This window comes from Nostoc sp. UHCC 0870 (assembly GCF_022063185.1).
Classification (GTDB): Bacteria; Cyanobacteriota; Cyanobacteriia; order Cyanobacteriales; family Nostocaceae; genus Trichormus.
Window position 1 is genome coordinate 6228729 of sequence record NZ_CP091913.1, and the last position, 14710, is coordinate 6243438.

Consider the following 14710-nt stretch of genomic DNA (forward strand, 5'->3'; position numbering starts at 1 on the left):
GTTCCTCCGCGTGAACTCTGCGCCCCTCTGCGTTTAAAAATAATACCCTCAACCCCCAGCAAGCAAAGGTAAAATAAACGCCGCCACAATTCCCAATAACACCATTACCTCAACAACCCTCAAAAGCAAATTATTCCCCGTCCCAAAATTAGCCGATAAATTACCCCACCAACCACGCAAACCATTCAACCAATGACTAGGGGTATCTTCTGTGCGTACCTTCAACAAAAACATCGAAACTAATAAAGGTACACCACCCACCTTACTAGACATCAAAACATGAATAGCCAAACAGAAAATTATCACAACCCAAGCAATCAGATGCAGATAATACCAACTGTGATTTAACTCTCCTGTAGGTAGCCATTCTTCCTTCATCATTCTGCCAGAAATCAAAGCTAAAACAGAAGCTATCAACATGAGAGTATTAGCGATTCTGTGCAAACTCACCCACCAAATCGGTCTACCAAACTCAGTTAACTTTTGTAAAGAATCTTGTTGTAATAGTCGTTTGTTCCCAGCATGAAAACTATAGAGTGCGATCGCCGGAAAAACTACCAAGAAAAAAACTGCCAATGTACCGTGAATATCTATAATGGCATTGATGCGAGGAATTAGGATTTTACCAAATCTGCCATCAAAAGTATTGTAAACCAAAAATCCTGTAATCATGGCGGCGATCGCTAAAATGCCAGTTAAACCATGCAGAATACGTAACAACAATGGTTGGTAGGGGGTAGAACGAGACATATAAACTATTTAAATACCGATGAAATTAATATACATTTATTTAAATATTTGTCAATTTATGCTTAAAAGCCCTCTCCGCTATCCTGGCGGTAAATCAAAAGCTATCAATCAGATAGTTGAATACCTCCCAGAAAGTTTTGCTGAATTTCGTGAACCATTTATAGGTGGTGGTTCAGTCTTTATTTACTTAAAACAAAAGTTTCCTCATCTGAAATTTTGGATTAATGATTTGAATCAAGAGTTATTTCTATTCTGGAAAATTGCTCAATCTGATATATCTCGATTAGTTGCAGAAGTACATCAAATTAAAGCTAAATATAGAGATGGTAAATTATTATTTAAAGAATTAACCAGTGTTGATGTTAATAGCCTATCTGATTTAGAAAGAGCCGTCCGCTTTTTTGTACTTAATAGAATTACTTTTTCGGGAACTGTAGAATCAGGGGGATTTTCTCAAGAAGCTTTTCATAAAAGGTTTACTTATTCTTCTATAGAAAGGTTAGAAAAATTAGCAAGTATTTTAACCCCAGATATTCAAATCACTAATTTGGATTACAGCGAAGTAATAAATGCAGATGGTAAAAATATATTTTTATTTTTAGATCCGCCATATTTTAGTGCTACCAAATCTAAACTATATGGTAGGGATGGTGATTTACATACATCTTTTGATCATCATAGATTTGCGGAAATTTTACAAAAATCTCACCATCAATGGTTAATCACTTATGATGATTCACCACGAATTAGAGATAACTTTAAAGATGCTCATATCTACGAATGGGAGTTACAATATGGCATGAATAATTATAAGCAAGGACGAGCAGCCAAGGGCAAAGAGTTATTTATTAATAACTATAAAATTGTCAATAAAAATAGCATTAATAATTCAGCTTTACAATTGCAACTTGATATTTTGACTTAACGTTCCCCCTGCGGTCTTTCCGGGAAAGTGATTAAAAAAGAAAAAAGGTAAAAGAATAATTTCTTTTACCTTTTAAATTTCCGTGTTTACTTTGAGGATTTAGTCGTCGTCATATTCGTCATCGTCATCTTCTTCTTCTTCCTCATAGTCGTCGCCTTGGTCATCTTCTATGAGATCATGAATTTCATCTGCGATTAAGTCATCATCATCTAGAATTGCCCGACGATTGGTAAATCCAGTATCCAAACCAGGCGTATCTAAATTGTAGGCACGAGCTGTGCGGTCATCTAGCACCATATCCAGTGGATCATCAGTTTCATCTAAAACACTGGTGGTATCTAAAGTCGCGTAATCATCAATCATACCGGGTTCATCGTAGGTATTGTAACCAGTTCCCGCCGGAATCAATCGACCGATAATTACGTTTTCTTTCAAGCCACGTAACCAATCAGATTTACCTTCAATCGCCGCTTCCGTGAGAACCCGTGTGGTTTCTTGGAAGGATGCAGCAGAAATAAAGCTATCAGTATTCAATGATGCTTTAGTTATCCCTAACAATACTGGGGTGTATTCCGCCCTAGCACCGCCAGTAATAGCCATAGCTTCATTTACCTGTTCAACTTGGCGTAATTCCACCAACTCACCAGGAAGCATAGTAGTGTCACCACCATCATCAATCCTGACTTTGTTGGTCATTTGGCGCACAATGACTTCGATGTGTTTATCGGCAATATCAATCCCTTGGGATTGGTAAACCATCTGCACTTCGTTCACTAAGAATGTCTGTACCTTTTGTAAGGCGTGGCTGGCGCAAGCATAAATTCCGTCTTCTGAACCTAGGCTAAAGAAGACTTCGAGAATTTCATGGGGGTTAGAAGGCCCATCACACAATGGTTGTCCAACAGTCACAGGAGAACCATCTGGCATGGCTAAATTTTGTCCAGGGCCTAGGGGGTAATCGGTAACTACACCATTGGCTTCTACGACTTTAACAGCGATCGCTTCATCGCCATCACCGTAAACTACCTTGACTTCCCCACTGCGTTTTGCCAAGATACAAGCTTCTTTGGGTTTCCGGGCTTCTAGCAGTTCTTCAATCCGAGGCAAACCTTGAATGATGTCCCCGGTTTTCGCCCGTTCAAACACCAACAGCACTAAGTTATCGCCCCGTTGTACCAAGTCGCCGTCTTCTATCTGCAACACTGCACCAGGACTGACTCGATAAGGACGACCCACGCGGATAGTCACCGCATAGTTTTGGGTGCTGAGGGCTGAGTCTTGAGTTGTGGAAGTGGCGGCGGCATTTTTGACTGAGACAACTTGCCCAGATTCTTCAGCTAAAACTCCAGGGGCAATTTCTGTCCCCGCGACGATTAAGCTACCCGCTTTTACTTTGGGTTGGACGCTGGTATTCACTGTGATCATGTCACTGTGACGCAGTACCAAACAACGACGCACAGCTTCAGTGCCTTTCTGCACACCCCGCACAATCCCACCTTCTTTGGACAGGATTTGGGTACTTGCTACCACAGAACCAGGTGCGATCGTGTCGCCATCTTTTACTTGTAAGGTAGTGTGGGTACTACCTTGGGTGGCATCAGCCGCAATATCACGACGGATGACCAATGATTCCAAAATTACCAACTGCAAGCGTTGAATTTCTGCGTTTTCAGCATCAGAGACTAATTCAATATCTGCTGCTAGGGGAGAAGCATTATGTTCTTGTTCGCCATCCTGCTCAATTTCCAAAACTAATTGGGTACGTAGCAGTTCCACACCTTCTACAGACTTAACGCGTTCAGAATCTTTGTAAGGCAAACGCTGTACTGCCCGCAACTGAATCGAACGTCCTGTTTGTTGGCTAACAGAGGTAGTGGATGGCACATCAGGATTATTCGGTACAGCAAACTCCACAACTGGACGGCTTAATAATGCCGGGCCTTCTGGTGACTCCACATACTGGATGTAACGTAGTTCCGTGAAAATTCGTCCCAACAATTCTTCACCAGCCGGCAGAAATGTGTCATCACGCCCAACCACTGCTTCTGGATCATCTACCATCAGCAATTCCCCTGGCTTCACCACCACTTCCCGCAAAATGTCATTTTTCTGGGTGACTTCAACTACACCATTGTTTTGACAGAAGATGTCTTTCACGACCTCAGTGCCAGCTTCGACATACTGACCATCTTCTACCAACAGCAAGGAGATGTCTTTGTTGACTTCGTGGGTTTCTTCGGGAATCCACAACATTGTGCCGCCCTGTACCACTTCATAGCCCAGCTTGGCTTTACCTTTCTTCTGGACTTCTACACCTGCAAATTTCAAGAAGCCGCCTGTGGTGGTACGGTAGTGATCATCAATCAACTCAGCTACCACTTGACCATTTTGAACTTTTGTGCCTGGTGTGGCCCGCAAGTTAAATACTTGGTTATTGGCAGTGGTGACTAAGTAATTATTGCGCCCCTGGGAACTTTGAACGGTAACTGTAGCTTGGTCTAAAACCACAGAAGCCGTGATAATCTCTATTTCCCTGGTACTCTTACCTGGAGTAGCTTCTGGTAAACGGACGACACCACCGTGTATAGTTGTTAATTTAGTTGCTGCCAAAACGCCGTTAGTTTCTACTGCGTCGCCGTTTTTGACTGCCAATTCTGCCCCTGGTGGTAAGTTATAAACTTCCCCAGACAAAATCCAAATCAAACCACCTCTGGCGGCTGTGATGGTGGTGTTGCCTTGACGGTCTGTTTTTTGTTCAGGAACTACTTCCGCAAACTTCACTTCCCCAGCCAAATCAGAAGCCACATCTTTCACGGCTTTTTCTGTATTGGTACGGGTAGTACGTGCGCCTAGGGCAACTTCTGCCAGTAACTGACCAGTTTTTATTGACTGCCCATCAAATAGATATAGTGTAGAACCTTGGGTAAGATTAACTTCTTGGGGTACTGGGGTTTCAGACCCTTCCTTACGTGGTTCTAAAATCAGAATCCCGTTACTTTCCACGTACAAGGCATCTTCCCCGTGGCGGGTACGATAGGGTCTTGTCCGCAATTTTTTTGGCAGCTTAACAGTACCATCAACCTTGGAACGCACTTGTTGCGCTACTTCCCCCGTGAACACACCGCCAGTGTGGAATGTCCGCATGGTTAACTGTGTTCCAGGTTCACCGATACTTTGAGCCGCGATAATCCCCACCGCTTCACCCAAGTCTACCATCTTAGCGTGAGCCAAACTCCACCCGTAGCAGTGTTGACAGACGGAACGGGCTGCTTCACAAGTTAGCGGCGATCGCACCACAACTTGTGTCACCCCAGCTTTTTCAATCTCTTTGGCTAAGTCGTCAGAAATTGGAGTATTGCGGGGTGCAATTACTGCTTTTGTCGTAGGATGTATGACATCTTCTCCTATGACCCGTCCTAGTAAGCGTGTAGATAGCTTGATTAGGGTTTTGCTACCTTCGGTCATCGCCCGGACGGGAATCCCTCTAGTCGTGCCACAGTCAATTTCCCGAATGATCACATCCTGAGATACGTCAACTAGACGGCGGGTCAGATAACCAGAGTCGGCGGTACGTAAAGCTGTGTCTACCAAGCCTTTTCTCGCACCGTAAGACGAAATAATATATTCCGTTACAGTTAGACCTTCGCGGAAGTTGGTTTTGATAGGTAAGTCAATAATTTCCCCTTGAGGATCTGCCATCAGTCCCCGCATCCCTACCAATTGCCGTACCTGAGAGATATTACCCCGCGCCCCAGAGAAGGCCATCATATACACGGAGTTGAGGGGATTAGTCTTTTTAAAGTGGACAACTACTTCATCTTTCAGGGCTTCACTAGTACCGTTCCAGGTATCAATTACCTTTTGGAAGCGTTCTACTTCTGTAATTTCTCCCCGTTGGTAACGAGCTTCGGTCGCCAGAATTTCTTCCTCAGCCGCCTCCAACAGCCTCTTCTTACTAGGCGGAATCATCAAATCATCAACACTGATGGAAACCCCGGCTCTAGTAGCGTAGCGAAATCCTAAATCTTTTAGTTTATCCGCCATCACCGCAGTTCGCGCCGTCCCATGATGGGTAAACGCCCAAGAAATCAAATTTCTCAGTTGACCTTTGTCAACGACGCGATTGCGAAAAATCATTTTTTCGTTAGTCATTAGTCATTAGTCCTTAGTCTTGAGTCCTGAGTTATGAGTCCTGGGTGCTGAGTAAAAAACACTCAGCACTCAGCACTCAGCACTCGTTACTAACTGGCAAGTGCTTCTTGAATCGCTTTATTGTAAATAACGCGACCTGGAGTTGTGCGTATATACTGAGAAAGTAAATTTCCCTGGGCATCTTGTCTAACGCGGCGGAACTTGTACATTACAGTCCGAGTACCATCTTCGTTATTTGTAATTTCCAGAGGTTCTGTATCTGGTTCGTCAGATTCTAGTTCACCATCAAACCGCACATAGATATAAGCGTGCAGGTCAATTTGCTCTTGCTGGAAGGCCATAATTACGTCATCCAGCGAAGCAAAGTATTTACCTGCGCCCTTAGTAGCATTGGGGTTTTCCGCAGTTAGGTAATATGCCCCCAATACCATATCTTGGCTAGGTGTGATAATGGGTCTACCCGTGGCTGGTGACAAAATGTTGTTAGAAGCCAGCATTAATAGCCGCGCCTCAGCCTGACTTTCCAAAGACAGTGGTACGTGTACCGCCATTTGGTCACCGTCAAAGTCGGCGTTAAAGGCTGGACATACCAAAGGATGTAGTTGAATCGCTCTCCCTTCCACCAAAATCGGCTCAAAAGCCTGAATACCCAAACGGTGCAGCGTTGGCGCACGGTTGAGCATGACGGGGTGTCCTTCAATTACCTCTTCCAAGACATCCCAAACACTGGGGTCATTGCGAGATATCAACTTTTTCGCAGCTTTGATATTATTCACCATGCCACTGCGAATCAGGCGATTAATCACAAATGGTTGAAATAGCTCAATGGCCATTTCTCTGGGCAACCCGCACTGGTGAATCTTCAGCTTTGGCCCGACCACAATTACAGAACGGCCAGAGTAGTCAACCCGTTTACCCAACAAGTTTTGCCGGAAACGTCCTTGCTTACCCTCAATAATGTCAGACAAGGATTTCAGGGGTCGGTTGTTTGCCCCGACTACGGTACGTCCCCGCCGACCGTTGTCAATCAAAGCGTCTACCGCTTCTTGCAGCATCCGCTTTTCGTTCCGCACAATAATTTCCGGTGCGAGAATTTCTTGCAGTCGTGCTAAACGATTATTCCGGTTAATAACGCGGCGATATAAATCATTCAAATCGCTGGTAGCAAATCGTCCGCCATCCAGCTGCACCATTGGGCGCAAATCTGGAGGAATTACGGGAATGACTGTCATCACCATCCACTCTGGCTTTGAACCAGTAGCAATGAAGTTGTCAATCACCCGCAGGCGTTTAATCAGTTTTGCCCGCTTTTGCCCTTTGGCATTGCCAATTTCTTCCCGGAGGTTTTCGGCTTCCTGTTCTAAATTAATGTCAGCCAACAAGCGCAATAATGCTTCCGCACCAATGCCTACTTCTACACCTTGCAACAGAGAATCTTCGCTATAAATTTGGTCTTCAATTTCTAACCACTGGTCTTCACTCAGTAGCTGTTTATAGGTTAAAGTTTCAGCGTTGCCAGGACTCAAGACAACATAAGAGTTGAAATAGACAATTTGTTCCACATCCCGCAAGGGCATATCTAGCAGGATGGAAATATAACTGGGAATACCTTTGAGATACCAAACATGGGCTACTGGGGCAGCAAGTTTAATGTATCCCATGCGATGGCGGCGCACCCGTGATTCGGTGACTTCTACACCACAACGCTCACAGACAATACCCCTATGGCGGACTCTCTTATACTTACCACAGTGACATTCCCAATCTTTCGCAGGGCCAAAGATGCGCTCACAAAATAAGCCATCCATTTCTGGCTTGAGGGTGCGGTAATTAATCGTCTCTGGTTTGGTGACTTCACCGACTACCTGTCCATTGGGTAATGTCCTCTCACCCCATTGGCGAATCCGTTCTGGTGATGCCAAGCCGATTTTTACGTAGTCAAACTGATTAGTTTGGGCAGGTCTCATACTTAAGTGCTGAGTTTTGAGTAGATTATTCAATTAAAAGGTGTGAGTTCAGAGATATCTAAGTTCTGGATGCTGAGTATTAAAAACTCAGCACTCAGCACTCAGCACTCAGCACTCACTACTCGTCATCTTCCAAAGACTCGCGGGAAAGCGATTCGTAGGTTGGTCTAGGTGGTGTTCTTCTGTTGGCTTGGTCTGCCATCAAATCGACTTCTACATCCAAGGAACTACCATCAGCTTGGGTCTCTACTTTATGTACAGCAATGTCTAATCCCAAGGATTGCAGCTCTCGCATCAACACCTTAAAGGACTCTGGTGTTCCAGGTCTGGGAATCGCTTTACCTTTAACGATCGCATTTAAAGCTTCGTTGCGCCCCTGCATATCGTCAGATTTTACTGTCAACAACTCTTGCAAGGTATACGCTGCACCGAAGGCTTCCAATGCCCATACTTCCATTTCCCCAAATCGCTGACCACCTTGTTGAGCTTTACCACCCAAGGGTTGCTGGGTTACTAGTGAGTAGGGGCCTGTAGAACGGGCGTGAATCTTATCATCTACTAGGTGTACTAGTTTCAGCATATAAGCCACGCCTATAGTCACTGGGCGGTCAAAGGCTTCACCTGTCCGACCGTCGTAGACCATAATTTTGCCTGGATCATCTGGGTTATACACCCAATCTCTCCCGGTTTCATCCCGTGCTTCTTGCAATTTGCCATGCACAATTTTCCGAGATGATTCTTCGCCATACATTTCATCGAAGGGAGTAATCTTAAAGCGCACTCCCAAAGTATGACCAGCCCAACCTAAAAGACATTCAAATACTTGTCCGACATTCATCCGGCTGGGTACACCAAGGGGGTTGAGGACGATATCAACGGTTGAACCATCAGGCAAATAAGGCATATCTTCCATCGGTAAGATGCGGGAAATAATTCCTTTATTCCCGTGGCGACCTGCCATCTTGTCACCGACTTGGATTTTCCGCTTCTGAGCTACATACACCCGGACTACCATGTTAGCCCCTGGTGGTAACTCATCCCCTTGTTCACGGGTAAATAAGCGCACATCAACTACCCGACCTTTTTCACCGTTGGGTACACGGAGGGAGTTGTCTCGTACATCCCGCGCTTTTTCGCCGAAAATCGCCCTTAATAGTTTTTCTTCTGGCGGTTGGTCGGATTCTCCTTTCGGTGTAACTTTACCTACAAGGATATCGCCAGCTTCTACCCAAGCCCCAATGCGAATGATTCCCTGTTCATCTAACTGACGTAGGGCATCTTCCCCGACGTTGGGAATTTCTCTGGTGATTTCTTCTGGGCCTAGCTTGGTTTGCCGTGCCTCAATTTCATATTTTTCGATGTGAATTGAGGTGTAAATATCATCTTGGATCAATCGCTCAGAAATCAAAATCGCGTCTTCGTAGTTGTAGCCTTCCCAAGGCATATAAGCAACGACGATATTTTGTCCCAGTGCCAATTCTCCACCTTCGGTAGAAGAGCCGTCAGCTAAGACTTGACCCGCTACTACACGTTCACCAATCCGCACCAAGGGTTTTTGGTTGAGACAGGTATCTTGGTTAGAACGCTGGTACTTGGAAAGGGTGTACTTGATTTCTGGGGCGTTAGGTTTGGGACGGACACGAATTTCTGTCGCGTCTGCATAGGTGACATCACCGTCAGTCCGGGAGATGATTACCATCCCTGAGTCTCTCGCACCTTGAGCTTCTAAGCCTGTACCGACTAAGGGACGCTCTGGTTTCAGTAGGGGTACTGCTTGGCGTTGCATATTAGAACCCATGAGGGCGCGGTTAGCGTCGTCATGTTCTAAGAAGGGAATCATGCTGGTAGCTACCGATACAATTTGTACCGGAGATACTGCCACATAGTCTACTTGTTCTGGCGTGGTGGTGGAAAATTCTTGGCGATAACGCACTGGCACTTGCGGCCCAATAATGTAGCCATTTTCATCAACAGGAATATCTCCTGGGGCTACCCGCAGGTCGTCTTCTTCGTCGGCGGTCATGTACACTGGCTGCACGTCAAATTTTACCCGTGCATTTTCCACCGGTCTAAAGGGAGTTTCTAAGAAGCCGTACTGGTTAACCCGTGCGTGGGTAGCCAAAGAACCAATCAACCCAGCGTTAGGGCCTTCTGGTGTCTCAATAGGACAGATTCGCCCGTAGTGGGAGGGGTGAATATCTCGCACGGCAAAACCTGCCCGTTCTCTGGTTAAACCACCAGGTCCTAGGGCTGACAGACGGCGTTTGTGGGTCAGTTCTGCTAAGGGATTGGTTTGATCCATGAACTGACTTAATTGGCTAGAGCCAAAGAATTCTTTAATGGCTGCTACTAATGGTTTGGGGTTGACTAGAGATGCAGGGGTTAGAGCTTCTGCATCGGATACAGTCATCCGTTCCCGAATGATCCTTTCTAGGCGGTTCAAACCTACCCTTACTTGGTTTTGCAGCAATTCACCGACGCTTCTTACCCGACGGTTGCCTAAGTGGTCAATGTCGTCAATACTACCGATATCATATTCTAGGTTGATCAGGTAATCGACGGCTGCCAAGATGTCTTGGGGGGTGAGAACGCGTAAGGTGTCGGGAACTGACAACCGCAATTTTTTGTTGAGTTTGTATCTACCTACGCGACCTAAGTCATACCGTTTGGGGTCGAAAAATCGGGAGTCTAGCAGTTGTTGTCCGCCTAATACGGTTGGTGGTTCACCAGGACGGAGTTTGCGATATAACTCCATCAGGGCTTCTTCTTCCGAAAACTGCCCTTCTTTTTCGATGGTTTTTTGGAAATATTCGGGGTGACGGAGGGCATCAAAGATTTCGTTATCAGATAACCCTAGGGCTTTTAAAAGTACCTGGGCTGAAAGTTTCCGGGTTTTATCGATGCGTACCCACACCAAATCGTTACGGTCTGTTTCAAATTTCAGCCATGCTCCCCGGTTGGGAATGAGCGAAGCTGAATAGGTACGTCGCCCGTTTTTATCGATTTCTGATTTATAGTAAACTCCAGGCGATCGCACAATTTGATTAACAATGACCCGCTCTGCTCCGTTAATAATAAACGTGCCGCGATCGGTCATCAAAGGCAGATCCCCGATAAATACTTCTTGTTCTTTAATATCCCCAGTTTCTTTATTCAACAGGCGGGTGGGGACATACATTTGTACGGCATAGGTGCTATCCCGCCGCTTGGATTCTTCTACGCTGTACTTTGGCTCCTTGAGCTTGTAGTTCTGTCCTAAAAAGTGCAGTTCTAGTTTGCCCGTGTAGTCTGTAATCGGACTAAAGGAGTTAAGTTCTTCAATCAGCCCTTCTTCTAAAAACCAGCGAAAGCTTGAACGCTGGATTTCAATCAAGTCGGGCAACAAAAAGGCGGGTTCAATATAATTTTCGGTAATCATGCCTCTACCTTTGTCAACCTGGTTAAATTTTTAGAGGACAAAGCTTTGTTACTGCTGTTGTCCTTAGCCGTTGGGAAACTTATCCTTCAATGTCACCTGACTATTTACAGGTGTAGGTGAACGCCGCAATTGAAACTGGAGAGGGAGATTTTGGCAAGGGGGTTATAGCCCCTGAACACTCTTCACCGCTACGAAGATACAGCTATTTGAATGATTCTTCAATAGCCGTAGTCTGAGATATGCCTGAGTTTGTTTTTTTGCCTCATTTCCTCTCCTCAAAGCGCGTTTACCAATTTACGCAGCTCTATATTTGGTCTGCACTACACCATTTATACTCACGGTAATAGTCTCAAATTGAGGAATCGAGCTACATTTTGTATGTTCTGGATCAAAATGACGGGATTTTGCTGGATTATAATCACAAGACAATTTCTTTTAACAATTTTCTATAGGTTGAATAAAAGGCCAGTCTATCTCAATGTTGGTTGCCAGGTTTTATCACGCATTCAGAGCATCCGCTTGTAGAGATGTGAGGATGGTCAAGTTGATAACTTTACAAAATCAAGCTTACGAGTTCTCTGTTCCTTTATTTATCATTATGGCGCACAAAAAATGTTTTGGAGGGATTAATAATAGCACATTTTTGTCCTCCTAGCGTTTTATTTTTTAACTGCATCCTACAAAATGAATAAACAAACTTTATATTGCGAGATTAAATAATTCACAGGCATTTTGGGTGGTTTGAGCAGAAATGGCCTCTAATGTTTCTTGGCGTATTTGAGCTACTTGCTCTGCTACGTAGCGGACATAAGCAGGCTCGTTACGTTTTTCACCTCTCTTTGGTACTGGGGCTAAAAAAGGACAGTCGGTTTCTACCAGCAGGCGATCGCTTTTCACCATCGCGGCTGAGGCTTGTATAGCTTTAGCATTTTTGAATGTGACAGTACCGCTAAAACTAATATAAAAGCCTAAGTCTAGAAACCATTGAGTTTCTTCTGGTGTACCACCCCAACAGTGCATCACACCCTTGATCTGATTATTTGCCCGTTCTTGCCATTTTTGCAATATTTCTCTAACTGCAACGGCGGCATCCCGACAATGAATAATTACAGGTAAATTGAGTTCAGAGGCGATCGCTAGTTGTGCCTCAAATACTATTTGCTGTTGCTCATAGTTATCAGCTTTGTAGAAATCCAGTCCCATCTCCCCAATTGCTACTATCTTTGAGTCAGAACTTGCTAAAGATAATATTTCCTTTGCTGTCTCATTTTGCCATTTTTCGGCATCTAAGGGATGCAGTCCTACAGCAAAACTCACTTCAGGAAACTGGTGCGCTATGGCTTGAATACTGGAAAACTCTGCTGGCTCGACGCAAGAATGTACTAGATGTACTACTCCTGCTTCTTGCCATCGCGATCGCACTGCTGCCAAATCTGGCTGGAAATTATCGAAGTTGAGATGAACGTGGGTATCAATCAGCTGCATTTTTTAGTCATTAGTCATTGGTCATTAGGCATTGGTCATTAGCTATTGATTAATAACTAATGACTAAAAATTATTATGCTGGTTGCGTGATTGGCTTGAGTTTTTTAGCCAATCTTGATTTTTTTCTTGCCCCATTATTGGGATGAAGAACTCCCCTTTTCACGGCTTTGTCGATTTTGCTGAAAGCTTCCGACAGCCGTGCGTCCACCTCTTGTTTTAACTCTGGGGTGGGGTTAGCGGCATAGACATCTACCGCATTTAGGTACTTTTTCATCAGCGTTTTAGCTGATGATTTGTAGTTTTTATTACGCAGCCGATTGCGTTCTGCGATTTGGGCGCGCTTAAGAGCAGACTTTGTATTCGCCACAGTCAATTCCAAAAAGACTATTAATTATTGTACACACACTACTAGACTTACTAATATAGCATCTATATTGCCAATGTTAGGGTTTCTGAAAAAAATTTAGTTATTGGGGATTGAGATTACTTTTTGAATTGTTCAGACCTTGAGAGTATCAAAAAAATCCAGGTTAAGCTAGAGAGGAGAATCAGCGTCAGCTCTGCACCTTTTTTGGGAAAGGGTAAACCTAATTCTCAGGTGGGAATATTCTAAAATTTTGGCATTGTCCTTACTCCATGCTGCGAATCATTACTCAGCAGGCAGATGTAAAAGCAGAATTGCAACGGCTCTGCGATCGCACCCATGATGACCAAGTGCTTCATAAGGAAGCCACGGTGCGGGAAGTGTTGCAAGCAGTGAAACGCCAAGGCGATAAAGCTGTGCTACATTATACTGCCGAATTTGACAATCAAATTCTCAAACCAGAAGAACTGCTGGTGAAAGGTTCGGAATTGGATGCTGCCTACCAACAGGTATCATCAGAACTGTTGGCAGCAATTAGGCTGGCTTGTCGCCAAATTGAAGCATTCCATCGTCAGCGAGTCCCGAAAAGCTGGGTACACTTTGGGGATGATGACGTAGTTTTAGGCAAACGTTACACCCCCGTGGACAAAGCAGGCTTATACGTTCCTGGTGGTCGTGCAGCCTATCCCAGTTCAGTGCTGATGAATGTGATTCCAGCCAAGGTAGCAGGTGTACCGCGTATAGTTATGGTGACACCACCAGGCACGGAAAAAGTAATTAACCCGGTAGTATTGGTAGCTGCTCAAGAAGCAGGGGTGAAAGAAATTTATCGGGTAGGAGGAGCGCAAGCGATCGCGGCTTTAGCTTATGGTACAGAAACCATCCCCAAGGTAGATGTAATTACAGGCCCTGGTAATGTCTATGTCACTTTAGCCAAAAAGTTAGTCTATGGTACGGTGGGAATTGATTGTTTAGCCGGGCCTAGCGAAGTGTTGATTATTGCTGATCACACAGCCAATCCTATCCATGTGGCGACTGATATGCTAGCGCAAGCTGAACATGATCCGATGGCGGCGGCGATTTTGTTAACCACAGATCCAGCCTTGGCTAAAAATGTGCAAGTAGCAGTAGAAAGACAGTTGGTGGATCACCCCCGGCGGATAGATACCGAAAAAGCGATCGCGCATTATGGTTTAATTGTCCTCGTGGAATCATTGGAAGCCGCCGCCGAACTTTCTAATGAATTTGCACCGGAACATTTAGAATTAGAAATAAAAGACCCCTGGGCATTACTCCCCCTGATTCGTCATGCAGGAACGATATTTTTAGGCTACTCTACCCCAGAAGCAGTAGGAGATTACTTAGCGGGGCCTAACCATATATTGCCTACTTCTGGTGCTGCTCGTTATGCCTCGGCTTTAGGAGTGGAAACTTTCCTGAAGCATTCCAATATTATTCAATATTCCCAGACTGCTCTACAAAAAGTTGCTGGTGCAATTGATACACTAGCAAATGCTGAAGGTTTACCCTCTCATGCTGATTCAGTCCGTCGTCGCCTGCAACAAGATGAATGATAAGGAATGCTTAAGTTTTTCCTATACTTTTTCTAAAAGATCCTCTGTGGCTACAAACTAAAAGTCTAGGTAGTT

The 14710-nt window shown here is 44.7% G+C and carries 8 protein-coding genes; 2 read left to right on the plus strand and 6 right to left on the minus strand.

What is annotated here, in order from left to right; all coding sequences use genetic code 11:
* Window positions 1-48: 48 nt before the first annotated feature.
* Window positions 49-750, minus strand: a complete 702-nt coding sequence (locus tag L6494_RS26395; RefSeq protein WP_237990723.1) for a cytochrome b/b6 domain-containing protein — start codon at window positions 748-750, stop codon at window positions 49-51.
* A gap of 58 nt (window positions 751-808) precedes the next feature.
* On the opposite strand from L6494_RS26395, the gene L6494_RS26400 reads away from it, so the two are divergent.
* Complete coding sequence (locus L6494_RS26400) at window positions 809-1675, plus strand: DNA adenine methylase (protein ID WP_237990724.1); 867 nt, start codon at window positions 809-811, stop codon at window positions 1673-1675.
* 99 nt (window positions 1676-1774) lie between these two features.
* On the opposite strand, the gene L6494_RS26405 is transcribed toward L6494_RS26400, so the two are convergent.
* From L6494_RS26405 to rpsT, 5 genes are all read right to left on the minus strand, one after another.
* Window positions 1775-5827, minus strand: coding sequence for a DNA-directed RNA polymerase subunit beta'' (locus L6494_RS26405; RefSeq protein ID WP_269139276.1), 4053 nt, complete (start codon window positions 5825-5827; stop codon window positions 1775-1777).
* Between the two features lie 89 nt (window positions 5828-5916).
* A complete protein-coding gene (locus L6494_RS30915) occupies window positions 5917-7794 on the minus strand; it encodes a DNA-directed RNA polymerase subunit gamma (protein ID WP_190704442.1) in 1878 nt (625 codons plus the stop codon).
* A 118-nt stretch (window positions 7795-7912) separates the two neighbouring features.
* On the minus strand, window positions 7913-11212 hold the full coding sequence (rpoB, locus tag L6494_RS26410; RefSeq protein WP_237990725.1) for a DNA-directed RNA polymerase subunit beta: 3300 nt from the start codon (window positions 11210-11212) through the stop codon (window positions 7913-7915).
* Between the two features lie 699 nt (window positions 11213-11911).
* Window positions 11912-12697, minus strand: a complete 786-nt coding sequence (locus L6494_RS26415) for a TatD family hydrolase (protein ID WP_237990726.1) — start codon at window positions 12695-12697, stop codon at window positions 11912-11914.
* 73 nt (window positions 12698-12770) lie between these two features.
* Complete coding sequence (rpsT, locus tag L6494_RS26420) at window positions 12771-13064, minus strand: 30S ribosomal protein S20 (RefSeq protein ID WP_237990727.1); 294 nt, start codon at window positions 13062-13064, stop codon at window positions 12771-12773.
* 269 nt (window positions 13065-13333) lie between these two features.
* On the opposite strand from rpsT, the gene hisD reads away from it, so the two are divergent.
* The gene (gene hisD, locus L6494_RS26425) at window positions 13334-14635 is read left to right on the plus strand and encodes a histidinol dehydrogenase (RefSeq protein ID WP_237990728.1); all 1302 of its coding nucleotides are present in this window, start codon (window positions 13334-13336) and stop codon (window positions 14633-14635) included.
* The last annotated feature ends 75 nt before the right edge of the window (window positions 14636-14710 follow it).

What these genes read in the sequence shown, in the direction of transcription:
- L6494_RS26395 (WP_237990723.1), bottom strand. Translation starts at nt 750, where the DNA reads ATGTCTCGTTCTACCCCCTACCAACCATTGTTGTTACGTATTCTGCAT.
- L6494_RS26400 (WP_237990724.1), top strand. Translation starts at nt 809, where the DNA reads ATGCTTAAAAGCCCTCTCCGCTATCCTGGCGGTAAATCAAAAGCTATC.
- L6494_RS26405 (WP_269139276.1), bottom strand. Translation starts at nt 5,827, where the DNA reads ATGACTAACGAAAAAATGATTTTTCGCAATCGCGTCGTTGACAAAGGT.
- L6494_RS30915 (WP_190704442.1), bottom strand. Translation starts at nt 7,794, where the DNA reads ATGAGACCTGCCCAAACTAATCAGTTTGACTACGTAAAAATCGGCTTG.
- rpoB (WP_237990725.1), bottom strand. Translation starts at nt 11,212, where the DNA reads ATGATTACCGAAAATTATATTGAACCCGCCTTTTTGTTGCCCGACTTG.
- L6494_RS26415 (WP_237990726.1), bottom strand. Translation starts at nt 12,697, where the DNA reads ATGCAGCTGATTGATACCCACGTTCATCTCAACTTCGATAATTTCCAG.
- hisD (WP_237990728.1), top strand. Translation starts at nt 13,334, where the DNA reads ATGCTGCGAATCATTACTCAGCAGGCAGATGTAAAAGCAGAATTGCAA.